Annotated in this window: 28 protein-coding genes; 7 read left to right on the top strand and 21 right to left on the bottom strand. The window is 52.7% G+C overall.

Going from position 1 to position 21,484, the window contains the following annotated elements; all coding sequences use genetic code 11:
• The 4 genes from NCS00_RS08540 to NCS00_RS08530 form a co-directional block, all read right to left on the bottom strand.
• Entirely contained in the window at nucleotides 1-591 is a 591-nt protein-coding gene (locus tag NCS00_RS08540; RefSeq protein WP_250439885.1) for a phage adaptor protein, read from the bottom strand.
• 138 nt (nucleotides 592-729) lie between these two features.
• A complete protein-coding gene (locus tag NCS00_RS33325; protein ID WP_284508113.1) occupies nucleotides 730-858 on the bottom strand; it encodes a hypothetical protein in 129 nt (42 codons plus the stop codon).
• Nucleotides 859-905: 47 nt separating this feature from the next.
• Entirely contained in the window at nucleotides 906-1,634 is a 729-nt protein-coding gene (locus NCS00_RS08535) for a hypothetical protein (protein ID WP_250439884.1), read from the bottom strand.
• 1,519 nt (nucleotides 1,635-3,153) lie between these two features.
• Nucleotides 3,154-3,660 carry a lysozyme gene (locus NCS00_RS08530; protein WP_250439882.1) on the bottom strand — a complete coding sequence of 169 codons (507 nt, stop codon included), beginning with the start codon at nucleotides 3,658-3,660 and terminating at the stop codon, nucleotides 3,154-3,156.
• A gap of 208 nt (nucleotides 3,661-3,868) precedes the next feature.
• Between NCS00_RS08530 and NCS00_RS08525 the strand changes: the two genes are divergently transcribed.
• The 4 genes from NCS00_RS08525 to NCS00_RS08510 all read left to right on the top strand — a co-directional run bounded on the left by NCS00_RS08525 (nucleotide 3,869) and on the right by NCS00_RS08510 (nucleotide 6,373).
• Nucleotides 3,869-4,267 (top strand): hypothetical protein, encoded by a 399-nt coding sequence (locus NCS00_RS08525; RefSeq protein ID WP_250439881.1) that lies wholly within the window; start codon nucleotides 3,869-3,871, stop codon nucleotides 4,265-4,267.
• A 14-nt stretch (nucleotides 4,268-4,281) separates the two neighbouring features.
• Nucleotides 4,282-4,896 carry a hypothetical protein gene (locus NCS00_RS08520; protein WP_250439880.1) on the top strand — a complete coding sequence of 205 codons (615 nt, stop codon included), beginning with the start codon at nucleotides 4,282-4,284 and terminating at the stop codon, nucleotides 4,894-4,896.
• Between the two features lie 37 nt (nucleotides 4,897-4,933).
• The gene (locus NCS00_RS08515; protein WP_250439879.1) at nucleotides 4,934-5,479 is read left to right on the top strand and encodes a hypothetical protein; all 546 of its coding nucleotides are present in this window, start codon (nucleotides 4,934-4,936) and stop codon (nucleotides 5,477-5,479) included.
• A 129-nt stretch (nucleotides 5,480-5,608) separates the two neighbouring features.
• A complete protein-coding gene (locus NCS00_RS08510; protein ID WP_250439878.1) occupies nucleotides 5,609-6,373 on the top strand; it encodes a hypothetical protein in 765 nt (254 codons plus the stop codon).
• Nucleotides 6,374-6,447: 74 nt separating this feature from the next.
• Here NCS00_RS08510 and NCS00_RS08505 read toward each other — a convergent pair whose 3' ends face one another.
• The 14 genes from NCS00_RS08505 to NCS00_RS08440 form a co-directional block, all read right to left on the bottom strand.
• Nucleotides 6,448-6,744 (bottom strand): hypothetical protein, encoded by a 297-nt coding sequence (locus tag NCS00_RS08505; RefSeq protein WP_250439877.1) that lies wholly within the window; start codon nucleotides 6,742-6,744, stop codon nucleotides 6,448-6,450.
• Nucleotides 6,745-6,821: 77 nt separating this feature from the next.
• Nucleotides 6,822-7,139 (bottom strand): hypothetical protein, encoded by a 318-nt coding sequence (locus NCS00_RS08500; RefSeq protein WP_250439876.1) that lies wholly within the window; start codon nucleotides 7,137-7,139, stop codon nucleotides 6,822-6,824.
• A gap of 137 nt (nucleotides 7,140-7,276) precedes the next feature.
• Nucleotides 7,277-8,227, bottom strand: coding sequence for an SU10 major capsid protein (locus NCS00_RS08495; RefSeq protein ID WP_250439875.1), 951 nt, complete (start codon nucleotides 8,225-8,227; stop codon nucleotides 7,277-7,279).
• A 38-nt stretch (nucleotides 8,228-8,265) separates the two neighbouring features.
• Nucleotides 8,266-9,216, bottom strand: coding sequence for a hypothetical protein (locus NCS00_RS08490; RefSeq protein WP_250439874.1), 951 nt, complete (start codon nucleotides 9,214-9,216; stop codon nucleotides 8,266-8,268).
• A gap of 114 nt (nucleotides 9,217-9,330) precedes the next feature.
• On the bottom strand, nucleotides 9,331-11,151 hold the full coding sequence (locus NCS00_RS08485; protein ID WP_250439872.1) for a portal protein: 1,821 nt from the start codon (nucleotides 11,149-11,151) through the stop codon (nucleotides 9,331-9,333).
• Nucleotides 11,148-12,032, bottom strand: coding sequence for a portal protein (locus tag NCS00_RS08480; protein ID WP_250439870.1), 885 nt, complete (start codon nucleotides 12,030-12,032; stop codon nucleotides 11,148-11,150). The genes NCS00_RS08485 and NCS00_RS08480 overlap by 4 nt, the downstream gene beginning before the upstream one ends.
• A 44-nt stretch (nucleotides 12,033-12,076) precedes the next feature.
• Nucleotides 12,077-13,369: a PBSX family phage terminase large subunit gene (locus NCS00_RS08475; protein ID WP_250439867.1), complete on the bottom strand. Its 1,293-nt coding sequence runs from the start codon at nucleotides 13,367-13,369 to the stop codon at nucleotides 12,077-12,079.
• Nucleotides 13,344-13,886, bottom strand: a complete 543-nt coding sequence (locus tag NCS00_RS08470; protein WP_250439866.1) for an HNH endonuclease — start codon at nucleotides 13,884-13,886, stop codon at nucleotides 13,344-13,346. Before NCS00_RS08470 ends, NCS00_RS08475 begins: the two co-directional genes overlap by 26 nt.
• A gap of 57 nt (nucleotides 13,887-13,943) precedes the next feature.
• Complete coding sequence (locus tag NCS00_RS08465) at nucleotides 13,944-14,660, bottom strand: hypothetical protein (protein WP_250439865.1); 717 nt, start codon at nucleotides 14,658-14,660, stop codon at nucleotides 13,944-13,946.
• Nucleotides 14,660-14,956 carry a hypothetical protein gene (locus NCS00_RS08460; RefSeq protein ID WP_250439864.1) on the bottom strand — a complete coding sequence of 99 codons (297 nt, stop codon included), beginning with the start codon at nucleotides 14,954-14,956 and terminating at the stop codon, nucleotides 14,660-14,662. The genes NCS00_RS08465 and NCS00_RS08460 overlap by 1 nt, the downstream gene beginning before the upstream one ends.
• Nucleotides 14,946-15,203, bottom strand: coding sequence for a hypothetical protein (locus tag NCS00_RS08455; protein WP_250439863.1), 258 nt, complete (start codon nucleotides 15,201-15,203; stop codon nucleotides 14,946-14,948). Before NCS00_RS08455 ends, NCS00_RS08460 begins: the two co-directional genes overlap by 11 nt.
• Nucleotides 15,200-15,670, bottom strand: coding sequence for a hypothetical protein (locus NCS00_RS08450; RefSeq protein ID WP_250439862.1), 471 nt, complete (start codon nucleotides 15,668-15,670; stop codon nucleotides 15,200-15,202). Before NCS00_RS08450 ends, NCS00_RS08455 begins: the two co-directional genes overlap by 4 nt.
• Before the next feature lie 19 nt (nucleotides 15,671-15,689).
• The gene (locus NCS00_RS08445; RefSeq protein ID WP_250439861.1) at nucleotides 15,690-15,896 is read right to left on the bottom strand and encodes a hypothetical protein; all 207 of its coding nucleotides are present in this window, start codon (nucleotides 15,894-15,896) and stop codon (nucleotides 15,690-15,692) included.
• Nucleotides 15,897-15,964: 68 nt separating this feature from the next.
• Nucleotides 15,965-16,363, bottom strand: a complete 399-nt coding sequence (locus NCS00_RS08440) for a hypothetical protein (RefSeq protein WP_250439859.1) — start codon at nucleotides 16,361-16,363, stop codon at nucleotides 15,965-15,967.
• Between the two features lie 99 nt (nucleotides 16,364-16,462).
• Between NCS00_RS08440 and NCS00_RS08435 the strand changes: the two genes are divergently transcribed.
• Nucleotides 16,463-16,759, top strand: coding sequence for a hypothetical protein (locus tag NCS00_RS08435; RefSeq protein ID WP_250439858.1), 297 nt, complete (start codon nucleotides 16,463-16,465; stop codon nucleotides 16,757-16,759).
• 773 nt (nucleotides 16,760-17,532) lie between these two features.
• Complete coding sequence (locus NCS00_RS08430) at nucleotides 17,533-18,606, top strand: RelA/SpoT domain-containing protein (protein ID WP_250439857.1); 1,074 nt, start codon at nucleotides 17,533-17,535, stop codon at nucleotides 18,604-18,606.
• A gap of 52 nt (nucleotides 18,607-18,658) precedes the next feature.
• Here NCS00_RS08430 and NCS00_RS08425 read toward each other — a convergent pair whose 3' ends face one another.
• Nucleotides 18,659-19,681, bottom strand: coding sequence for a site-specific integrase (locus NCS00_RS08425; RefSeq protein ID WP_250439856.1), 1,023 nt, complete (start codon nucleotides 19,679-19,681; stop codon nucleotides 18,659-18,661).
• Nucleotides 19,682-19,735: 54 nt separating this feature from the next.
• Between NCS00_RS08425 and NCS00_RS08420 the strand changes: the two genes are divergently transcribed.
• Nucleotides 19,736-20,044 carry a transposase gene (locus NCS00_RS08420; RefSeq protein WP_250439855.1) on the top strand — a complete coding sequence of 103 codons (309 nt, stop codon included), beginning with the start codon at nucleotides 19,736-19,738 and terminating at the stop codon, nucleotides 20,042-20,044.
• A 78-nt stretch (nucleotides 20,045-20,122) separates the two neighbouring features.
• On the opposite strand, the gene NCS00_RS08415 is transcribed toward NCS00_RS08420, so the two are convergent.
• Nucleotides 20,123-20,584 (bottom strand): DUF2147 domain-containing protein, encoded by a 462-nt coding sequence (locus tag NCS00_RS08415; protein ID WP_250439854.1) that lies wholly within the window; start codon nucleotides 20,582-20,584, stop codon nucleotides 20,123-20,125.
• A gap of 90 nt (nucleotides 20,585-20,674) precedes the next feature.
• Nucleotides 20,675-21,463 (bottom strand): 5'/3'-nucleotidase SurE, encoded by a 789-nt coding sequence (surE, locus tag NCS00_RS08410; protein ID WP_250439853.1) that lies wholly within the window; start codon nucleotides 21,461-21,463, stop codon nucleotides 20,675-20,677.
• Nucleotides 21,464-21,484 lie beyond the last annotated feature (21 nt).

Genomic DNA, 21,484 nt, shown 5'->3' with positions numbered 1-21,484 from the left:
TTAGCCAGCCTTCATGGTCAACGGTGTGTTCTGCGCAAGCTGACTGTCCTTGTCACTGTCGATCAGATCGTTCAAGACTTGGGTGTATGCTTGGGTCCAGATTTGAAGCCGTGCGTCGTCTCGGATGTACAGCGCCAATTGAATCAAGCTCGCATACAGATACACGTCCGGTGCGTCTTCCAGCAACCAGTTCGAAACGTTCGCATCGGACAGCGGTTCAAGTTCTTGGAAGTATTCGATGCGAAGAACCGAACCAAGGCTAGGAACCTGAAGGAACAGCTTGCCACCGTGAATCGAGTAGCCGATGTCCTGCTGATATGCCGGATCGGTTGCTGTACGGGATTCGGGAATCGCGTCAAGGGGATGACCACCGTAAGACACCTTCACGATCTTGCACAGGTCTGTGGGAAGGCTGACGCACGCCGTGGTTGGCGTGATGGAGTAGTGCGTTCTCTGCTGTGTCGTGCGAAGTACGCGGTTCAGGCTGACTTCGGCAAGGGCAATGAAGTCCGGGATCAGGTCCGCGATGTCGGGACGCTTGCCGAAGCGTGTGACTGTGGCTTGAAGGTCTTGATATGAACTCAGCGCCATGAATATTCCTTGTGAATGTCTGGACGCAAGGTCCGATGGAATATTTAGCGAGGCAGTCGAGACGCAGAAACAGAAAAGCCCGAACAGCGGTGAACTGTTCGGGCTTCGTGGGATTCGGTGAAGCAGGGTGTCAAATGATCAGCCTTGGCTTCCTTGCAACTCGTCAATCATCTGCCGAAGCTCAACAAAGTCTTCAAGAGTTTCTTGCAAGACTTGAAGCAGCCGTTCTGTCGTGATGTCTGCTGCTGCGGTATGCGGTGCGTCCATAAGGGTTCGTGTCCTATCGGTGTGATGTCGGATTTGCCGTTGCAGTGTCATGCAGCAGATTGGCGGTACGGTTCCGTCAAACGGTCTGTAGACGCGCGGAAACGATCAGACCATGCTTTCCAGTCAATTTCCGTCTCGGACTTTGGAAGTCCGCAACCGGGCTTGGCCTTTGGCGGAAGTACGCGGACGATCTGTGATTCTTCACCGGCAAGTTCTTTCGTGGTGCTTTTCCCTTGAATCATCAGGTGCGTCGTGAACTTGGTTTCGTTCAGCATGATTCCGTGCTTGTAGAGAAACGCTTGCAGAGACTTGAACTTACGTGCTCGATCTGTGCTGCGGATGCCAGCGTAGGCGTGATCAATCCAAAGATCGATGGCTTTCTTTTGGCTGATAATCAGTCCACCGCCTTTGTTCCGCAGCTTCAGCATGTAGCGCACGAAATCTTGTTGCGGCTTCGGACAAGACAGGATGATCGCCTGTGTCAGCAACATGCGGGATGACTTCGACGGTGCAACGGTCACGCCACGTTCTTTGACTTGTTCCCGATTCAGGAAGTCACCATGTTCCATGTCCAGCCATTGGACGCATTCGGTGTGATAGACCGGCTTGGAATTCTTGGTGCGTTTCCAACCAGCAGCTTCCAAGTCCGATTCAAGGATTCGTGTCCGCTTGAATTTGACTTCAACGACGCGTGGTCGATCCTTTGCTTCGTCTTCGTAGTATTCAGCCGGTGTTTCGATCAGTTCGTTAAGTGCGATGAGGTTTTCGTAGTTCATTTCTTCAGCCTGACGTGTGAGTGAAATTTGTTTGCTTCACTCTTATTTAGTCGTGGCGTTTTCTTCAGAAACATCCGAAATCAGTGGGCTTTCCATCGAAACAGCGCAATCGAGAACAAACACCTAAATGTGCTTGAACAAAGCAAGGAAAATCTCGAAACGGTGGTGAAATGGCAAGTATGTTCTAAGTCGAATCCGAACCTATCTGGTGAATGGTTGCACGCAGTCCTACAGGATGCGAATGAATGGGCTGAGTAAAGTTGGGCAAGTTGCAGTAAAACAGCAGATGTCGGATTGATCGGTTAACCAAGATTCGGAGGACTGGTTAGATGTGCTTATAAAATAGGCAGAAAAGATGCTAGAACATGCTGTAGAACGCGTTAAAACAGCAAGTCCAGAAGTGAAATTACTCGCTAAATCAATGACTTGCGATGTTTCCTACTATTACTATAAAGAGACCGGTCTGAGACTGATCATTGATCGGTTTGGGAACCAAGCAAGAACAAACCAGTTCCTGAGCCGAAGGCGATGGGCGAAGCCCCAAACCAGTCCCCGATGATGTCTGGTCAGCCGCTTCGCGTCTTCCCCGCTTCGCGAACGCAGGGCTGTGATTCGTTCAGGGGCAAGTGAAGAAAGAACAAATTTCGGTTAGGCGACTGAAGCGGCAGCGGAAGTCGGATACCTGCGAAGCAGCGGATAAAGACAAGAACGGGTTCGATAACTTCATTCATTGGACACTATGTCGGTTGCTTGATCCGCTTCGCGTCTTCGCAACAATCATCGGCTTCGCTGCGCTTCAGCCGTGATGTGAACTGGTTCCTTCGGATAGGTCTTTCTGCTCAGTTCTAGCCACCGGTACGCCTTTGTACGGACCGATTGATCCCAATGGGACTTCGTCCTTCACCAAGCCGCTGTGCGCCGATTTATGCCTTTGTATGCACATAAAAAACGGGTGACGACTAGACCCAATCGGACTTCGTTCTTCACCAAAACAGAAAAGCCCACCAGTTCAACACCGGTAGGCTTCGATTGGACATCATTCAGCCAGTTTCCCTTCGCCGTTGTACAAATCGTCCTTTTCAGACGATCTTTGCAACTTGCCGAAGTGTTTCTGTCCGTTGAGCATGGTTTTTGAACTTCATTGCCACCATCGACAACGAGCGAACCGCTGTTAAACTTAATCTGCGCGCGGTGCCGCGCGATGCGTTCATTTCCGGGTCCTTGTCGTGTCCAATTACGCCAACTTGTTGCTCACTGCTACTGACTGCGCCAATCTGTCATCGCGTATTCGAGCGATGTACGACAGTGGCGAGAACCAATTCAACCAATTTTCGCCCCGTTCGGACTTCATAGTCCTTATCGACCTTGTTGCTGTCAGCTTTGAACTGACGACCCATGAAGCGGACATGTTGGTTAAGTCTCGCTTCAGGTTCGATAGCGGCGCAGTAAGCGAAGCACTAGATGATGTGGATGAAGTCATTGAACGAGTCCGGGACCGGCTGTTAAGGCGTTTCGGTTCTCAATCAACGTCCGTCAAGGGCAGTCCCTGAATGCACAACTTCCGTTCTGCGGCACGGCGATTCACTAGTCCCTGCACCTTCACGCCACCTGCATAGACCCATTTCGGTAGTTCGTCACAAGCTGCCCGATGATTTCCTTGATTCAGTAGCTTCAGTGCCGAACTGCCGTTCCATGCACCGATGCCAACGTTGTACGCGAACGATGTATAAGCAGCCGTCTCGCCGTCAGTCACCGTGACCTTGATGGACTTCACTACCGCCTTGTACGTCGGGACAAGGTCTGCTTCCAGCCGTCTCGCACATTCCTGTGCTGTGTAGACGTGCCGTGCGTCGATTGGTGCCTTCGCTGGTCCGTTCGCCGTCGAACCCACACAGACGGTTTGAATGCCCGCCGTGTCGCGATATGCGGTGTCTGTTGCGCCTTCAAAGTTAATGAGAAGGGAAGCGACGGCGAATAATGGAATGGAGATGAACTTCAGGATGTTTTTCTTTTGGATATTCGCCATGCTATTGCCCCGTACTGGATGGAATGGACGCGAAAGCGCCTTCGGCGGTATGCCTGTTGTTGCGTCTGGAAGTGAGGACCGTGAGGAACGGTCTGGGGATGAGTGAGAAGCCCGTCAGGTGAGTTCAGACGCGTCTGTTAAAGATTTGCGGAAATCTGCCGATATAATCGCGAACGGCTAGTCCGGGTCGATTACATGAGGGGATGTGATGCGGAAGTCGCTGGTGCTGTTGTGTCTGCTGCCGTCGATGGCTTTTGCTTCTGACTGGGTTGTGGTTCACGAAGCCGTAGAACGTTCCGTTGACCGTGGACCCATGACGGTTTCAGTCATCGTTGACCGTGACAGCATCGCGACTATCGGGCAAACGAAACAAGTGTGGTGGAAGCAGGTGGATTCTGCGAAAGGATTCTGGATGGAATGGCGGAACCATACGGCTTTTGACTGTCAACGACACACGTTGCGTCAGTTGCGCGTTGCCACACGGAAAGAACCGTCTGCTTCCTACACATGGGCCGAAGTGGGCGGGCAGACCTTCGACGTGGAACCCGATGACGTATTTGAATTCGCTTTCAGTGCTGTCTGTCTGAACATGTGGAAGCAAAACTGAAACCGGAGATCGTTATGCGCAAGCTGTCGTTGTCCTTGTTGTGTATGTTGCCCTGCGTGGCATCTGCTGCCACTACTCCCGAACCTTGGTGGTCGAACTTTGTTCCAAGGTCATCAGGCGATTGGGCTGCTTGGTTCCAAGCGGTCGCTTCCGTTATTGCCATCGTCGCGGCCACCATCATCGCCGGATGGCAAGGCCGTCAAATGAAAAAGCAGCGGACAGCGGACGTTGAGGACAAGATAAAGGCATTTCATCAAATTCTCCAAGCTGCGGTCGAATGGCAAGGGAAGATCAGCGGACTGTTGGCCACGCCAGAAGGGATAGGAACCGCGATCAATACTCAAGTTGATTTCATGCCAGAGATCATCGGCATTGAAAGGGCGCTTCAAAGAATTGAACTTCATACGCTTCCTGATGGGCTTGTCGTCCACACTATAACCGTATCATCCACATTCACAAGGTTCCGAGAGGTTGTGCAAGAAACTATATCGAAAGAGGTTCCGAAGCGAACTAGTATGGGATTTCGTGAAAAGATGCATAATATGAACACCACGTTGGACCGAACGTTCAAAGCAATCGAAGCGCAACTTGATCCGAAGAAAGCAGGAAGGCGTCTAACGAAGCGGTGATAGACTTGCTCTACTGTGACGAACAGGGGTGCGTGCCATGTCTGACTGTTCAGCATCTTCGGGTGAATGGGCCGCATGGGTTCAGGCTGTCGGTTCCATCGTCGCCATTGTCGCTGCCGCGTGGATCGCTATCTGGCAGTCCCAGAAAACAGTTCAGCATGCAACAGAACTGAAAGCGTCGGAGGAACGAGAGAAAATCAACGCCTTTCAACAAATTGTCAGGGCGGCATGGTCCGTTCAAGCGCGCCACCGGGGTCCGCTACTCTGTTGCCGCAATAAAGTTGTTGGCGACAGAAGGGTGGTGGCTTACCGCGCAGAAGCCCAATGCGTAGAGAAAGCATTGAGCAGTGTTGACATTCACGTTCTTCCGGCTGAAGTCATCGGTTACACGATATCGATCATCGCGGGGTTCGCAAGGTTTCGTGTGCTGATGGAGAAAGGCTTGGAAACTGCAAACGAAATGAGTCACGACGAATTCCACGCGTTAACTGAGGAAATCATTGCGTTAAACGCCGAGACAGGAGAAATGTATCGAGAAATCGAAGGAATTCTCAGTAAGACGCCAGCTTTCCCTCAGTCTTGATTTGTGTCGCTGTCAGTCGGTAGTCGAATTAACAAATTTGCCCTCGCGCTGTCCCGAGGAATCAATAAATCCACCGAGACCTATTTAAGAGTCTATAGTTCACATACTCTCCACGCACCGGGGGCAGCGATGGCAGCGTCCAAGGTTGTGCAAAGAAGGCTGACGATCAAGAAGTTTCGGGATCAGCTTCGTCTGAAAGATAAGTCAGGGTTCTGGAAGGGCGTGGACGCGTTGCTGCGACATCCGGTCACGCTGTTGGTCATTGGCTTCGCTTTAACGGCGTTCGTCGGCGGCTGCATTCAAGATCGCCAGCAAGAACTTGAAAAGGACCGCATTCAAATAAATAATACCCAAGATTCACTACAAAAAATTCGTAGGTCAATAACTGAATACGCCCTAAGAGGTAAGTTGGTCTGGATTCATCGTGACCAGCCCACAGAGAAAGCTACCGCTTTGGCGAAACTGGACGAAGCGTTGGTGGAGGCCATATCAACTGTCACATCGGAGTTCGCAGTAGTTATGCGATCATTGCCGCCGGGAAGTGCTAGAAGAATGGAAGGTTGGCATCTAGGCGAGCTTTCTAAATTTCTGTCCAGTTCATCTGTCCCAATAAGCCGATTACTAACGCTTCAACCCGAACCTTTGAACCCAAACGCGCCGGTGGCATGGGATAATCCTATTTCTGATCCGGTTTCCTATTATATGAATCGGCTAACAAATTGCACAGACGGCATGCTGACCCCGTATGAATGGGCGCTCGAAATGGATTTCGCTGAAAGACCGGCCTACATTAATGCAACTTGGGACTATGTTTTAGCAATTTTCTCGGAGGAAGGAGAGGGTCGAAAAAAATATGCTAGGGAGCCAGATTGCCCGCTTTATGGCAAGAAATAGATAGATCGTATTCGCGAAAATACCGGCTCGGTAAATCGGCCACTGGCTCACTCTGAATTGGGGAGCGCCGCAGGTTACATCCGTCCCGGTGCAACACGGAAGTACGCAAAATCAGGATCATTTAATATCGCGTTGACGTGACGCCTGTCGTCCTTGTTGAAGAATTCAGCCCAAGTGATGTTGCGAGTCGTGCAGTAGTGTTCGATCAGAATTCCGGGAATGACACCCATCAGACGCATGTCCAAATGTCCATGAATTCCTTCGGTGGACATTGCCTTCAACGTGTCGGTAAGACCGTCAAAGTTCTCTGTTCGTTTGATGATGGTTCGGTCGTTGTCGGGATCGGAAAAGACTTCGGTCACTATTGCCATCTGTGTGTCTCGCTCTATAGTTGTTTGGTCATGCGACCGGCCAAAGCCCGTTGTATCGCTACTCGAAGAAGTGACGGTTAAATCCGACCAGAAGTAGTCTTGAAGTACGCAAATTCAGGATCGTTCAACAAAGCTTTGATCCATTTCTGATCGCGCCAGAATTCTTGCCAAGTGATGCCTTTGACGGTGCAGTAGTGTTCAATGACGATGCCGGGAAGCATAGCAACCAGCTTCGTGTCACCGGTCTTGGCCTTGGTGTTTTCCGTGTTGCGAAGTTCGGCGGTCGTGTCGAGTAGTCCGCTGAAGTCTTCAGTCTTCTTGAAAACGGTTTCGTCCTTGTCTTGGTGACTGAACGTGCTGATATGGCTACGAGCCGGTAGAAAGATGTGATCCATGTGCGTGTGATGGTCCAGAAACGAAAAAGGGACGACCCATGACAGGTCGTCCCTTTTTCTATGGTCCGGGCTTCTGCACTGGGTCTAGGAGTAGTCCTAATATTTATGCAGAAACGAACTGGACGTTTCTTGACCGTTTACGACAGGTCGCGGATTTGAGCCGAAGAAGCTTCATTGCGTGCTTCAAGCGTGAACTCAGCCAGAATCTGGAAGTTTCGCGCGTCACCGGTTTGTGCCAGTTCCGTCTTCGTGAAGCCACGGAGTGAAGCCAGCCCCCACATATCCGGGTCGATGGCATATGCCGCGTTATCCCCAACAGCGGAGAGAATTCTGTTGGGGATCACGCTGACGTTGCCGAAGTCGGACGCATAGACGGCATACGCGGTCGTCAGAACAGCTTGCTTACCAGAACCGTCAATGGACTGCATGCGTGTAGCATTGCCAGCGAAGGCCGAAACAAGCTGCTTGTCAGCCGGTCGAACGTGAAGCTGCGAGACATTACCGCCATTCTGATACGCACCAAGCAGCGCCGATTTCAGGAGGGCTTCCGTGAACGCTCGGTTCGTACCTGCGACGGGGGCCGTGTTCGTGCCGTAGACCGGCGCAGCCGAACCCGTACCGCCGAAGAAGTTCGTTGCGCACCAACCTTTCACGCCACGCATCGTGCGACCAACCGAAGTCGAACCGACGACAGCCGTACCGTTCGCCAGTGCAGCGGCTTCAACGTCCTTCTTGAGTTCCACCGACTTTTTCGCAGCGAGACGTGCGATTTCTTTCGGGCCAGCCTTCTTCACTTGGTCTTGCGTACCGGACACTGAGAAAGTGTCTTGGAAAATCTGGGTACGGTTGCCAAGGCGCGTCGTCGGCGTTTGCGCAGCATAGGTCGCGTCAGCACCTTCAACCGCTGCGTTCGACAGCGACGGGGTACGAAGCGAGTCCGTTTGCCATTCATGGTACGACGCGTCAGCCGAAGTCTTGTCGATAGCACTCGAAAACGGCGTATCGGACGGGCTGATCATGAACACCTTGTCGATAAGGTCTTCACGGTTGCCAACGGCGGTGTAGGTGGTGAGAGTATTGCTCGGCATTTGTTGTTCCTTTGAATATGAAAAAGGTTGTTCTGCGATTACTCGAAGAAAGCGGCCAATGTGTCTTTGTTGGGATTGGTCTTGAATGCTTTCTCAGCGTTCGCCCGTTTGTTAGGCGACTGAGGTTTCACAGTGGTTGGACGTTCATTACGGGTCACAGGCTTCGCAGCCGTATTCGCCGTTTGCTTCGACTTGTTCACCGCTTGGTCATAGAGCATCGCCTTCCGCGAAATCAGGATCAGACGGTGATCCACGATGCTCGCTTGTGCTTCAGCGTCGAAACCCATGTCTGACAGGTACTTCGAGACTGCGGCACTTTCGGTCTTTGCCTTGTTGGTGTCTTTCCAAGAGGGGATAGCGTCGAAAAGCTTCTGTGTTTCTGCTTGTACGAACTGTTCACGCTGCTTCGCATGTTCCTTAGCTTGTTCGCCTTGCAAGTAGGCTTGCGCCGCTTGCAACTGCGCGAGTTCTCGCTGTTTCTGATCGAAGGCGTGTTTCTGTCGTACATACTCGGCAGGGTTTTCCGCTGCCAGAGCGTTCCAGTCCGGTTCTTCTTGTTGCGTAATTCGCTTCAGTTCGTCGGTGTATTTGGTCAGGGCTGCGTTCAAGACGGCACGTTCGTTCTGCACTTCCGCAAGGGCAGTTTCGTGTTGCTTCCTGATTTCAGCAGCTTCGCGGAATCGACCATCCGCACTTCGATACTTCTGCGCATCAGCAATCAGTTCAGACTGCTTGACCGTTACTTCTTTGCCGTCCACCTTAATCTTCAGAATCGGATCAGCGTCGTCAGCTTGCTTGTCCGCTTCGTCACCATCGGTTTCAGTTTCGGCTTCTGCTTCAACGTTCACTTCAGGTTCGTCTGCGTCAATGACAAGGGCATCTTCGTCGTGTTCCGCTTGATGATCGTCCAAGAAGGCATGCAGCAACGCATCATGCGAGTTGGTTTCAACTTCGTCGCCCGATTGGGTAGACTCAATGTTGTCGTCCATTTACCGGTGTTTCCTATTTTTATTTTTTATTGATGCCACATTGCGTGGCTGTGGGGTATTGCGAGAAAGATGGCGGTCACACAATGTGACCGTCCAAATATTTAGTCGCGGAATTTACTGCTGATCTTGAAGGGACTGTTGGATCGTTTGGAAGGCTGCGGCTTCGTCTGCTGCCGTTGTTCCCTTGGTCCAGATGACCTTCTCACGTTCAATCGTGGCCTGAAGTATCATGCGTTCACGTTCTGCTTGCTGGTCGGCTGCTGCCTTGTCACGTTCGCGTGCATCGACAAGCTGCGCCTTGTGCGTTTCCAGAAGGGCTTGAAGCTTGATGTCTGCTGCTGCCTTTTCTTGTTCGCGTTGCGCAGCCAGTTCATCGATGCGTGCCTTAGCGTTCATTTCAGCAATCTTCAACTGCGACTGCATCTGAAGCTTCGAGTTTTCGGCTTGTGACTGTGCTTGAATCAGTGCAAGCTGCGGATCAGGCTGCGGCTGCTTCGGCGGAACTGTTGAAGGATCGGTGAAGAACGATTCCTCATTCTGGTACCCAAGGGCGTTCGCCAGCTTGCCAGCGGTGTAATACAGGTTTGCCGGTGTAGCGATGCCAATTGCCAAGCCTTGCTGTTGAAGCTGACCAAGTTGCATCAGGTGCTGAACAGTCTTCGTCTTGTCGCCAGTGCCAAGACCAACGGTACACGACAGGGAGTAATTGTTCTTCCATGCTCGCGGATCGACCGATGTCCACTTACCGCGAAGCTTCACAACCATTGCTTCGTCTTGAAATTGACTCAGGAACCGTTGAACGATCCTGAACAAGTCTTTCACGCCCGTTTCAGCGAACGTGCGAACGATGGACTTCAAGCGTGCGTCTGCGCGTGCCGTGATGTTTTCGATGCCGGTTGCAGTCGCGTTGATAGCGTCTGAATCGATGCCTTGACTGTACTTGGAAATTCCGGTGCGTTCGTTGCGCATGTCATCGACCGATGCCAACAGATTCGCCGCGCTTGCCATATCACCCGAAGCACCCGGCATCGATTCGATAGCACCTGTGTTCGCACCACCTTGAACACGGACGATGCCACCCGGACGGTTTTCAAGCAAATCGTCCATGTTGACCTTCGTCGGGTCCACGATTAGACGATTGTTCACCGACAACGACACGTTATCGATCATCGCGCGAATCAAGCTGGTGCGAACACGCTGAATCGGAATCGTCAGTTCGGACAGTGACTTACCAATCAGTTGATGCGGTTGGATGATCGGCGTAATGAGTGCAAGCGGGGGTTCGGTGCTCGGAACGTTTTCAAGAATCCGATTTCCGGCACGGATGATCTTGCGCCATTCAGCGATACCATCGCCGTCAACGTCCAGCTTGATCCAGATGCATGTGACCCAAATCTTGCGCGTGGAAGGATCGCCATATTCTTGATCGCTGTTCCAGACGTTCAGATCATGGTCAGCGTCCCGGACAAGGACTTCTTGATTCAAGTCGGGATCACCACCGCCTTCAAGGTCGCTTTCAAGGTCGTCTACGTTGTCGTAGCCAGCTTCACGCAATTCGGACAGCGTTCGTTGGAACTTATAGCCAGCGAACGATTCGTTGATGCTCTTGGCGTTCGGGTCAACGATGAAACATTCCGGGGGTACGTTGTCGATGACGATTCGACCAAGCTTGCGCGTGCGGACCAAAGCTACGTTATGCAGCTTCGGAAGCGAATTCAGGTCAATCGGTTGAGGCGGTTGCGGTGTTTGTGGCGCAGCCATCATCGTCGCACCATTCGGAACCGGTTGTGCAGCCGGTGGTGAAGCCATAGGCGGCTTCATAGCTGCCATCTGATTCATCACTGCCTGTTTGTTGTCCAACGGTGGAAGTCCACCGTTTGGCGCACCGGGCAACGTTCCCGGAGGCACGGATTGTAGGGTTTGTGGCAGATTCAAGCCGATGCTCCATCTTGTTGTTGTGCTATCGCATTCAGGGCTTCATGGAAGTCACCGATGACAGACGGTTGTGGCTGCGGTTGCGTCGCTAACCAAGCGTCATAGGCTTGTTGTTGTGCAAGCTGTGCGTGTTCTGCGTCGCGTAGGGCATCAGGGTCTGGATACTGTTCCAGTTCGACCAGTTGGACTTCAGGATCGTCAAGCAAGATGCCAAGCTGTACCGCGTCAACGCCTTGATATTCTTCGCGTTCACGGTCTGCTTCTTCCCAACGGACGGCAACAACGCCAAATCGGTTCAGAAGGGCATCACGGAACCATTCGCTGAAGATTCGGTAGCCTTCATTCGCTTCAAGGACGACCATGTTCGCAACGTCCGTCATCTGTGCAGCAGCATCTTCGTCTGACGGCTTTTTCGCATTGAATTCAACGACAGCGCCTGATGCAAGGAACGTTTCGGTAATCATCGGCATTGCACCTTCGATCACGTCAGAAACGTCGCTGGACACGAATTCGGATCGGCCAGCGATGCCGGGACCAGCAAGTTCGCCAGTCGGAACAGCGTCGTAATACTGTTGTGCCTTTGCGCGGAAGTTCGATTGATCGTTGGACCATGACAGGGCAGATTCCAGAGCGCGTGAAATATACGTATTCACTTCGTCTTCATCCATCTTGTCCTTCTTCGCCTTCGTCGGAACGTCGATCTTTTCGACTACTTGGACGGGATTGCCAACGCGTGCAACGTCACCCGGTGTCATGTCCGGGCTTCCTGCCAACTGAATCGACGCCATTTCTGCTTCTTGCTTTTGGCGTGCTGCCAGTCGCTGAGACTTCATGGCTCTCGCTTGTGCGTCGCCGTGCGCCTTGATCGGATTTTTAGCCATGTACCTTGTTTCGAATAGTTATACTGAATATTTATCGCGCGCTTTTAGGACAGGGCTAGGTTTCCGCGATACTTCAGGGGTTTGTTGAACACATCGTCAGACATAGCTGGACGTCGCATGGCAGGAAGGTTGATCGCGACATAGCGAAGGGCATCTGATGCGTGACTGTGTTCATCGTGGACCAGCGTCCCGATACGATTGCGACGATAGCGCCTGATATGTTCGATCAGTGCGGCACAGTTGCCGGTGTCGATGTAGGTCTTCGGCATCATTTCGCGGACCTTCATGATTCCGTCTTCGACCGAAATGCTTGGCGTGATTTCGACCTTCGACCAGCCCAATTCGCGGAACTTTTCTTCCATCGAAAGACCGGTTTGAAGGGACTTCGCGCGTGCATCGTGTGGAAGCCAGATCGTTGCTTTCTCGAAACCTTTGGCCTTCAACTGGTCCGAATAGTCGGAAATCTTCAGCCGGTTCCCTTCGATGAAGTCAACGATTCGAACTTCTTCACCGGACACTTGAACCATCAGAATCGACGTGTCATCTGCGATGCCAAGGTCAAACACGGCATGAAGTGACAGGTTGCTGTCGATGGTCAGCGGTCGTGCGCGTTTCTCGTTGAATAGGGAAGCGATTTCGTGTTCATACACTGAACCTTCGAGTGACGACATCACTTCACCAAGCCAAATGTTTCGGTAGACTTGTGGTGGAAGCGTGCCTTCATCGTGAAGACGAACAGCTTCAAGTTCTTTCGGGAACCACGGATTGTCGTAATAATTCACGACTACATCCAAGCAGTCGGGGGGCATGTTTTCGACGAATCGAATCCATGTCGCGTCGCTTTCAAGTCGTGGATTCCAACTGAGGAAGAACCTTGAACCCGGCTTCCGAATCGTCGGAATCAGGGCTTGCCACGTCTTTTCTGATATTGACTGACTTTCTTCCGCCCATACTGCATCGACGTTCGCAAATGACTTGATACTGTCAGCGGACTTGTCGCCAAATCCGGCAAACAGGAAGACCGATCCATTTGCACCACGTATTTCGTTCTGCGTTGATGAATAGAACGATGACAGTCCAAGCGTCTGAATTTCGTCTTGCAACTGTGCATAGACCGAATCCTTCAGCGACGCCATGATTTCGCGACCGCACAAAATTCGCAGCGGTTCTTGCGCAGCTTGAATCAGAAGGGCTTTGGCGATACTGACGGATTTTGCCGCGCCACGCCCACCCCGAAGGCTGATGTATCGGACATCGCGACGAAAAAGAACTTTGGCAAACGGTGGAAATGTGACGGTCTTGGATTCCTGATTAGTGGTGTCGTGCGAAATCGGCATGAAGCTGTTCTCGTTGTATCTGTATCCAAGCCGTTGCTAGTTCTACAGCTTGGTCTTCACCGTATTTGGAAACGGACCAAGACCGTTGCCGAACGACACCCTTGCATTCGATGCGCGCGTGTACGTTGCGATTTTTTCGTGACTCAGAGGTACAGACTCCCTTCACAGGGACCGTCTTGTTTGAGTTCAGTCGGCGGTTGTGTTGATTCTCGGAAAGGGTTGCAATGCGGAGGTTTGACCGGCGATTGTTTAAGCGGTCGGTATCGATGTGATCGACCACGCGGCCATCGGGAACGTCAGTCATAAGGAACCGGTGCATATTGATCCGGCCAAACTTGCCGTTCTCTCGAAAGCCGCGAGTTGCATAGCCGGTTGATGAAACGGTCCATACGTGTTTCGACACCCGTTCGAAATCGGCCGTATCTATAAAGCAGTGGTAAATCGATCCGTCAACCTTCGTTATACTAAGTGTCGTGGTGCCGTCTTGTTGATGCTCGTATGTGTTCTGTACTTTCATGGTGCTTTTTTAGTTTTAGGGATTTTGATGGTGAGGCTTTCCGGTCTTGGTGCCGGATTAGCTGCCAAATGTTGGAATCAACTTCGGCGTCTCTGAAATATTTAGCGTGCTCGAATCGGGACCATCTGAACCGATGGTCTTCATCACCGGCTGTTCCGCGAAGCTGATGTGGATTCGTGGAAGTGCCGCACCTGTGATCGGGTCTTCTTCACCGGCAAGTCCAACGGCACGGTTCAAGACTGAATTGGCGGCTGTGATGCGGTCGCTGGTGCGTGCGTCTGGGTTCTCTGCGATGCCAACAAGAACTGCAAGCATGTTCATCGTCTGCGACATCGCTGCTTGCTTCAGTTCGGCACGTACTTCCGTTTCCTTGAGTACGCCAGCAGCCTTCTTTAGCTTGGTCGCAATCTCAGCTTGCGCTTGCTCTGCGGAACGCTGAATGTTGCCAAGCGACTTCGATTGAACGTTTCGCAATCGCAGGTCGAAGCGATCACCGTTAACGAATTCAAGTTTCATGTCGTTGTTCACGACATCAAGCAGCAAGCGGTGCATCGCAACGCGTTGACCATCGATGGTCGCACTGACGTAATTGTTGCCCTTCCCGTTAGCGACAGACCAAGATGAATCGACTACCTTGTTCAGTGAACCTTCGTCCAGCTTGATCGAACCGCCAGCACCGCCGTTCAGGACCATTTCAATGTATCCGTCACATCGAATTAGCTTGTTCTTTGCTGCCGGAAGGTCTGGACCGTTATCGATGTACTTCCCGGCCATCATTGCACCTGATCGAAGACGACCCGTTCACCGTTCGACAGCATAAGTTCACGTTGACCACCGGGAAGAACGGTCACGCCCGCAAAAATCGTCGGGTGTACGTGTTCTTCAACATCGGGGTGGAAGGCTGCAATGACGTACAGATTCCGCTCTTTGTAGATGGCGTGGCTTCGGTCTTCGATGTCACGATGAAGTGTGTTCAGATCGACCGGTTCGGGCGTAGCCGGTGCCGATGCCTTGCTGACCTTTTGGGGTCGAGCCTTTGTCGTTGCTTCTTTTTGTGTCTCACTCGCCATCGTTGTCCACCTTCGGAAATGCTGCTGCGATTCGTGCCGACTGAACGCGGGAAGTGAAGTGATGCTTCACCGATTCCAGTGCAGTCACATACGCCCATTGACGTTCACGTTCTTCCGCCGTTTGTGCGGCAATCCACGCATCAATTGCGCGTTGACGAAATTCAGCGAACAGGGGATTCAGGACTTCAAGTTGTTCTTCTGCAATGCGACCGTCTTCGAACGTTGCGCGATCCTTGGAAGTGGTCATTGCAGTTCAACGCTTTTGATGTTGACGCTGGTCAAGCGTGCGTAGACGCGCGATGCGCTGTCGTCCGTACTCAACTGAAGCGATGCGAGAAGCGGAATTCCATTCGGAAGGCTTTCCACGGAGAACAGCTTGTCGTCACGGAAGATTCGCGGTGCCGACAGGGAAGAACAACTGATGACCCATGCGCCTTCGTGCAGCGGATTGAAGCCGAACGCTTCGTTCGTTTCATCACCGTCCTTCACCGGGAAGATCGTCTGTGGGTCGAATACGTCAACATCGTTCGTTTCTGCGAACTCGATGATGGCGCGTCCGAAGTCGGTGTCTTGCCAGTGCTTGAAGCCTTGCTTCGGTACGGCAAGACTATTCGTGTACCTGCTTCGGCCATTGCGGAAGCGTGCGTTGATGATGTCACCGGCAGAGATGACAGCCGGAACACGAACGTAGTTTGTTGTGGTGGTGATTCGCATGTTCTTTTACTTGTGAGGGTTATTCAAACGGATAGTTGTTCATCGAAGCGATCAGGTCGTCCATCGATCCGGGCTGATACTCGGACGGGTCGAACAGTGATTCGTTGATGAATCGGATGCCAGCAATGGTGCTGTCTGCTTGATGGTCCAAGCGTTGAAGATCGGTCAAGTTCGCGCCGTCGAAAATCGTCGCGAGAAATTCACTGTATGCATCGAAGTCGTTCATGGTGTTTCCTTGTAAGTTGAAGTTTCTGTTGCTGTCTGAATATTTAGTATTCTTAGAAATTTGAGATTTCAGTCCACATAGCCAAGCCTTCGCTTCTCGTCTCGTTGCGCTTGAAGTTCTAGCTTTCTCACGACCCATCGGTCCTGATGTTTGATACGGGATTCGACGGCTTCCGCTTCCGTGCGCTGGTTGATGATGGATTCATGCGCCGCCTTCTGTTCATCGGCTGGAAGGTCGGAAACGACTCGTAACAGGGCCGCAGCAGCCTGTTCGAATGTCTCGAAACTGGATAAACAGAGCGTCACGGCAAGGCCGTCATGGTCACTGTTGGTCGTCACACAGACGTTGAACGGTTCACATGGTCCAACGTAGTTGGCGAACGCTTTCAAGACGGTTCTGCCGTCTTCGTCGGTGGTCTTTTTGATCTTGTGTGTGAGATTGGCAATCTCGATTCTTGGATTTTTCATTGATTTCTTTGACTTCGTGTTTACGCTGACCGTATACTTCTATTTATGGAGTCCTGATCAAAGTAGCCAGCGGTTCCAAAGCCTGAACGACCGTTCAGAGTGAATCAATCAAAATCGGGGGTAGAGATGGGAACAGCTTCTTTCTTGGTTATGTTCGCGGTGATGTGCGGCTTTGTCGCCTTGGTCCTTCAGAAAGCGAAGGGGAACAACGAACAGGTGTTTAAGCAAGCAGTGGAACGGACGGCCTTCATGGAAGCGGATCGTGACCGGCTGGTGATCGAGACGAATGCGAACCTGTTGGACCTACAGGAACAGTACAACCGTCATCTGGCAGCACTTCACCAAGAGAACCTTGCGTTGAAGGAAGTCATCAAGAAGCACGGTCTGACGGTCTGATACAGTCACAAGCGGCTCGTGGCCGGAAGGGGTTCATATGTTGAGATCGGAAGAATGGCAACGGCGTACCGTTACCGAAGGTGTTGTCCAGTGTCCAGCTTGTGATTCAGCCAATGTGACGATGGGTGCCTGTGCGATTGGTGCCCGGATGGTGTTCCAAGAGTTCGAATGCTGCGCCTGTCAGTACCAGTTCCAAGCGATGTTCGGATTGATCGGGTTTGCGCCCGGTCTGAACAACGAGCACGCGGGATGACGTGATCGATATTGAAGGGCGGTGCCGGGACACAGGCTGAACTGTCTGCGTCCCGTTTTCGTTCTTGGGTATTCAACTCGCCTGTAGTGCGGGCGATGTTGCGTAAAGAGACGGAAATGAAGGAGTGAATGGACAGCAAGGAAAAGATGTGGTTGAGGATAGACAAAAGTCTGAAGGTATGATATAATACTAAAATGGTGTGCCAGATGCTGTGGTCACTGTTTCTACTGTCTAATTACTAGTTGTTTTACTAGTCAAGAACAAAGCAGTTCTTGTGCGAAGCACATCCGCGCAGCGGACATTTAGTGACCGATTTTTCACTATTGGTCTTCATTGACAACTAGTTTGTCGCTTCGCGATGCGCTTTTGCGCGCAAATAGCTGTCTTGTTTTTACTTGTTAAACGACTTCCAAGGTCACTATTTAATAACAGCGGGGCTTCGTGAAGCACCTGACGGTCCAGCTTTACACTCACATTCGATGTATGATTAGCGTTTTTGTGCGCTAAGAGCGATATTTTAATGAACGACATCGCAAGGTTTCCCGGTGGGTCGCGGAAGCGAGTAAATGCCGCAGGCAACAACGTTCGCAACGACGCTGCGACCGGCGACGATCTTGGCGTCATTGAGGAATGGCGAGCAGGGCATCGTCATGTGCTGAACACTTTCCAAGCGGCGCTGCGGAAGCGCACAAGAGGCACGAATATCACGGTCGCGCAGCGTCATAAGCGAAAAAATACGATCTTCGGCAAGCTAAAGCGTCTGCAAGGGATGCAGTTAGGCCGGATGGACGATGTTGCGGGTTGCCGGGTGATTTTCCGGAGTCTCGATGAACTCCATGAGTTTCGCAGGGGCTTTCATGAGGCGAGATTCAATCACAAGCTGCGTAATGATCCAGACAAATATAACTACATTCATCATCCAAAGGCGACCGGTTATCGAGGCATACATGATGTTTATGAATACAACGTCGATTCACTGAAATACGGTCATCTTAGCGGTCTTTACATCGAGATTCAGTATCGAACGCTGGTGCAACATGCGTGGGCGACAGCGGTAGAGGTAATTGGGTTCGTGACGGAAAGTCAACCAAAATTTCAGCAGGGCGATAAGAGGTATGAACACGCTATGTGTCTTGCGAGCGAAATTTTAGCGCGCGCCCATGAAGGGCTAAAAGGACCGTTTCCAGAAAAGACTGATCGAGAAGTCGTAGAAGAATTCTTGACTCTTGATAAGGAAATTAGTCTACTTCAAATGCTTCGCGGTCTGCATCAGGCACATGGTGAGATTTCTGGTGATAAGAATTCGATTCTAATCTTTTCAGAATCGGGGTCGCTGGAAGTCAAGACTTTCCGGGATGCGACAGAAGCGTTGCGTGCCTTGTTTGACTTGGAAAAGCAAATGCCTGACCGTGACATTGTTCTTGTGCGCGCCGATTCAAGCGATGAAGTTAGGTTGGCATTTAAGAACTATTTCTCCGACACGCGAGATTTTATTAGACTAATCGAAGACGGTTGTCAAAGAATTAGTGTGCCGGAATATGAAGGGCCGCCACTTGTTATCGGACCGGTGGAGTCTACAGGTGGAGGCTTTTGAAAAAAAGGCCACATTCGCATGGAATGTGGCTTTTTTGTTTCGACTAATGAGACTAGTCCAGCTTTGCCAGTAGGTGGTCCATCGACAGGTGCGAATATCTCCGCAACATCGAAAGCGTCTTGTGTCCAGTAATTGATGCTACTTCCATAGTGTTCAATCCTTTCTCGAACAGTCGTGATGTCGCTTCATGCCGAAGATCATGAAATCGAAGATCACGCATTCCCGCTTTATCTCGCGCACGCATGAAGGCGTGCCGAATCACGGTTGCGTCAACCCAAGAGAACGGTCCTTCGGTACAGTGTTGGGTCCATGCGTAGAGACGGACGTTTCGCATAGCTTGTAGCGCAGCGCACGCACGATGGGTTAATGGAACAGCGCGTCCTTCGCCGTTCTTTGTTTCCGGTAGTCTGGCAACTCGTTTGTTGAAGTCAATGCGTTCCCACGTTAATCCAAGCATTTCACTTTGACGCATACCGGTTTCGATTGCGACGATTACTGCGTGCAACAGGTATGGTGCGCGTGCGGCTTGGCACTCGATTAGCAAGCGGCTTTCTTCGCCGGGATTCAAGCGTCGTTCACGCGATTTATTCTCCTTCGGCAGTCGTACTTTGCGCAGCGGATTTTCTGCAAGATAAACGCCCCAATCGCGGCACGCGTGGTCAACGACCAGCGCCATGATTTGCATTTCCTTTCGGGCTGTCGAACCGGAAACAGATTTAACGCGATGATCACGGTAAGCGGTGACGGCAGTTCGGGTCAGGTTTGCCAATGAGTATTGGCAGATTGGATGCTTCAAAAGCTGCTTGATACGGTAACTCTCCGTCGCAGCGCCCTTGTGAAGTGGAGTTACTTCTCTGAGATAACGGCGCAAAGCATCGCCAAGGATCAGTTCCCTAGCGTCACGCTGGTCGATGGTGTGTCCCTTGTCGTATTCAGCTTCAATCTTGCGCGCCCACGCTTCAGCGTCCGCCTTGGTAGCGAATGATTGTGTTTGTGAAGGGAATCCCTTCCGACGAATCTTGGCTTGCCAGCGTTTCGATTCAGCGTTCGTTGGTCGGTGCGTGATGGTCGGCATGTGTCAGTGTCCCGGTAGTGTCCCCGCGTTGTCCCCGAAGGGAAAAATGAGACATTGACTGGACTGCTCGCTAATACCCGCGCCGTGCTCAACGGTGTGCTCTGGGTCATGTACAGCGGCGCGTCGTGGTCCACGCTGCCGCGCAAATATCCGTCGTATCAGACGTGCCATCGGCGTTTCAAGGCGTGGCACGAATCGGGCGTCCTGCTGCGCGTCATGACGCAGTTGTTCGGGCCGGCCGGCGAATCGCTCTATGCGTTGATGACATCGCGCATGCGTGTGCCGGGGGAATTCAAGCCGGAAGAGCCGAACCTGCCCGCCGAAGCACAAGCGGAAGATGCGCAACATCGTCACGCCGCATGATTGCTCGAAGCGTGCTCGCGAGATGAGCAAAGCCGGTCGAAGATCGACGTCTTCGACCGGCTTTGTCTTTATATAAAGCTATTGCTGGCGCACCCAGGTTTGCGAGCGCCCCAGCAGCGAAACGCCGATATACCCGCGCACGACGAGCTTCTTGCCACCGTCTTCTAGTTTCATCTTGCACTTGTAGAGCTTGCCGCTGTCCGGGTCGAGAATCTGGCCGCCTTCCCACTCGTCGCCGTCCTGACGCATGCCGGTGATGATCGTCATGCCCTTGATCAACTGATCCTTGCGTTCGTCCGTGCAGGCCGTGCAGCGCCGTGCCGGATGATCGAATTCGCCGATGCCACGCACGACCTTGCCCGACAACTGCCCGTTGCCGTCGTCGGCGATCTGGATGATCGCTTTCGCTTTGCCGGTCTGATCGTCGATGGTCTGCCAGGTGCCGACGGGCGTCGCCTGCGCGAAAACGCTCGCGGCGAAAGTGGCGCACAGCGCGCCGAGCGTCACGCGTGCACCGCGCGAGCCGATGAAACGGGTCATGTCGTCTCCTTGTCGTGAACGGCCGAGCATACGAGAAAGCGACCGTTCCCGTCTGAGAAGAATCGTTCTAGACGCGCGCGGACCGAAAACTCAGACGGCGCGTTTAAGACCCGCTTCGAGCGTGGCGAACGTGCGCTCGTCGGTGCGATCGAAATGGAGCGGCGTGACCGACACGCTGCCTGCCGCCACCACCGCCGTTTCGCTATCGGGCGAATTCGGGCGCGGGCCACGCTGAAAGCGCAGCCAGTGATAGTCGATGCCGCGCGGATCGACGAGCGGCAACACGTCGATGCCTTCCACGAGCCCGATGCCTTGCCGCGTCACGGTGAGCGGACCCGCGGCAGACGCGTCGCAATCGGGGAAGTTGACGTTCAGGCACGTCGGCGCCTCGTGGGAAATCGAGAGCAATTGGCGGATCACGCCCGGCGCCAGCGCGCGCGCCGTGTCCCAGCGCACGTTCTCGCGGTCCGTGAAAGCCTGACTGAGCGCGATCGACGGCAAGCCGAGCAAGAGGCCCGTCATCGCCGCGCCGACGGTGCCGGAGAACATCGTTTCGACGCCGAGATTCGCCCCGCGGTTGATGCCGGACAGGACAAGTGTGGGCGGCGCGTCTTTCATGATGTGGCGCACGCCCATCACGACGCAGTCGCCTGGCGTGCCCTGTACGCCGAAGCGCCGTTCGCCCTGACGCGAGATGCGCAGCGGCGAATGCAGGCTGATGGAATGCGAAGTGCCGCTCTGATCGTGCTCGGGCGCGATGACCCAAACTTCGTGCGCGAGTTCGGCGGCGACCGCTTCGAGCACGGCGAGGCCGGGCGCGTCGATGCCGTCGTCGTTGGTGATGAGCACACGCTGCACGATGGGTGAGAGGGCGGACATCGCGAATCACTCCTTGGTCGG

The organism is Caballeronia sp. AZ1_KS37, from assembly GCF_023631165.1.
Taxonomy (GTDB): domain Bacteria; phylum Pseudomonadota; class Gammaproteobacteria; order Burkholderiales; family Burkholderiaceae; genus Caballeronia; species Caballeronia zhejiangensis.
The sequence above is the reverse complement of the archived record's forward strand: the minus strand, read 5'-3'. Positions and strand labels throughout refer to the sequence as shown.

Excerpts from the sequence above, each read along its gene's own strand:
- NCS00_RS08495 (WP_250439875.1), bottom strand. The coding sequence starts at position 8,227 with ATGCCGAGCAATACTCTCACCACCTACACCGCCGTTGGCAACCGTGAA.
- surE (WP_250439853.1), bottom strand. The coding sequence starts at position 21,463 with ATGTCCGCCCTCTCACCCATCGTGCAGCGTGTGCTCATCACCAACGAC.
- NCS00_RS08455 (WP_250439863.1), bottom strand. The coding sequence starts at position 15,203 with ATGACCACTTCCAAGGATCGCGCAACGTTCGAAGACGGTCGCATTGCA.
- NCS00_RS08520 (WP_250439880.1), top strand. The coding sequence starts at position 4,282 with ATGCGCAAGCTGTCGTTGTCCTTGTTGTGTATGTTGCCCTGCGTGGCA.
- NCS00_RS08500 (WP_250439876.1), bottom strand. The coding sequence starts at position 7,139 with ATGGATCACATCTTTCTACCGGCTCGTAGCCATATCAGCACGTTCAGT.
- NCS00_RS08510 (WP_250439878.1), top strand. The coding sequence starts at position 5,609 with ATGGCAGCGTCCAAGGTTGTGCAAAGAAGGCTGACGATCAAGAAGTTT.
- NCS00_RS08465 (WP_250439865.1), bottom strand. The coding sequence starts at position 14,660 with ATGGCCGGGAAGTACATCGATAACGGTCCAGACCTTCCGGCAGCAAAG.
- NCS00_RS08415 (WP_250439854.1), bottom strand. The coding sequence starts at position 20,584 with ATGACCCGTTTCATCGGCTCGCGCGGTGCACGCGTGACGCTCGGCGCG.
- NCS00_RS08475 (WP_250439867.1), bottom strand. The coding sequence starts at position 13,369 with ATGCCGATTTCGCACGACACCACTAATCAGGAATCCAAGACCGTCACA.
- NCS00_RS08460 (WP_250439864.1), bottom strand. The coding sequence starts at position 14,956 with ATGGCGAGTGAGACACAAAAAGAAGCAACGACAAAGGCTCGACCCCAA.
- NCS00_RS08430 (WP_250439857.1), top strand. The coding sequence starts at position 17,533 with ATGAACGACATCGCAAGGTTTCCCGGTGGGTCGCGGAAGCGAGTAAAT.
- NCS00_RS08450 (WP_250439862.1), bottom strand. The coding sequence starts at position 15,670 with ATGCGAATCACCACCACAACAAACTACGTTCGTGTTCCGGCTGTCATC.
- NCS00_RS08470 (WP_250439866.1), bottom strand. The coding sequence starts at position 13,886 with ATGAAAGTACAGAACACATACGAGCATCAACAAGACGGCACCACGACA.
- NCS00_RS08490 (WP_250439874.1), bottom strand. The coding sequence starts at position 9,216 with ATGGACGACAACATTGAGTCTACCCAATCGGGCGACGAAGTTGAAACC.
- NCS00_RS08535 (WP_250439884.1), bottom strand. The coding sequence starts at position 1,634 with ATGAACTACGAAAACCTCATCGCACTTAACGAACTGATCGAAACACCG.
- NCS00_RS08445 (WP_250439861.1), bottom strand. The coding sequence starts at position 15,896 with ATGAACGACTTCGATGCATACAGTGAATTTCTCGCGACGATTTTCGAC.
- NCS00_RS08530 (WP_250439882.1), bottom strand. The coding sequence starts at position 3,660 with ATGGCGAATATCCAAAAGAAAAACATCCTGAAGTTCATCTCCATTCCA.
- NCS00_RS33325 (WP_284508113.1), bottom strand. The coding sequence starts at position 858 with ATGGACGCACCGCATACCGCAGCAGCAGACATCACGACAGAACGGCTG.
- NCS00_RS08515 (WP_250439879.1), top strand. The coding sequence starts at position 4,934 with ATGTCTGACTGTTCAGCATCTTCGGGTGAATGGGCCGCATGGGTTCAG.
- NCS00_RS08425 (WP_250439856.1), bottom strand. The coding sequence starts at position 19,681 with ATGCCGACCATCACGCACCGACCAACGAACGCTGAATCGAAACGCTGG.
- NCS00_RS08540 (WP_250439885.1), bottom strand. The coding sequence starts at position 591 with ATGGCGCTGAGTTCATATCAAGACCTTCAAGCCACAGTCACACGCTTC.
- NCS00_RS08480 (WP_250439870.1), bottom strand. The coding sequence starts at position 12,032 with ATGGCTAAAAATCCGATCAAGGCGCACGGCGACGCACAAGCGAGAGCC.
- NCS00_RS08525 (WP_250439881.1), top strand. The coding sequence starts at position 3,869 with ATGCGGAAGTCGCTGGTGCTGTTGTGTCTGCTGCCGTCGATGGCTTTT.
- NCS00_RS08505 (WP_250439877.1), bottom strand. The coding sequence starts at position 6,744 with ATGGCAATAGTGACCGAAGTCTTTTCCGATCCCGACAACGACCGAACC.
- NCS00_RS08440 (WP_250439859.1), bottom strand. The coding sequence starts at position 16,363 with ATGAAAAATCCAAGAATCGAGATTGCCAATCTCACACACAAGATCAAA.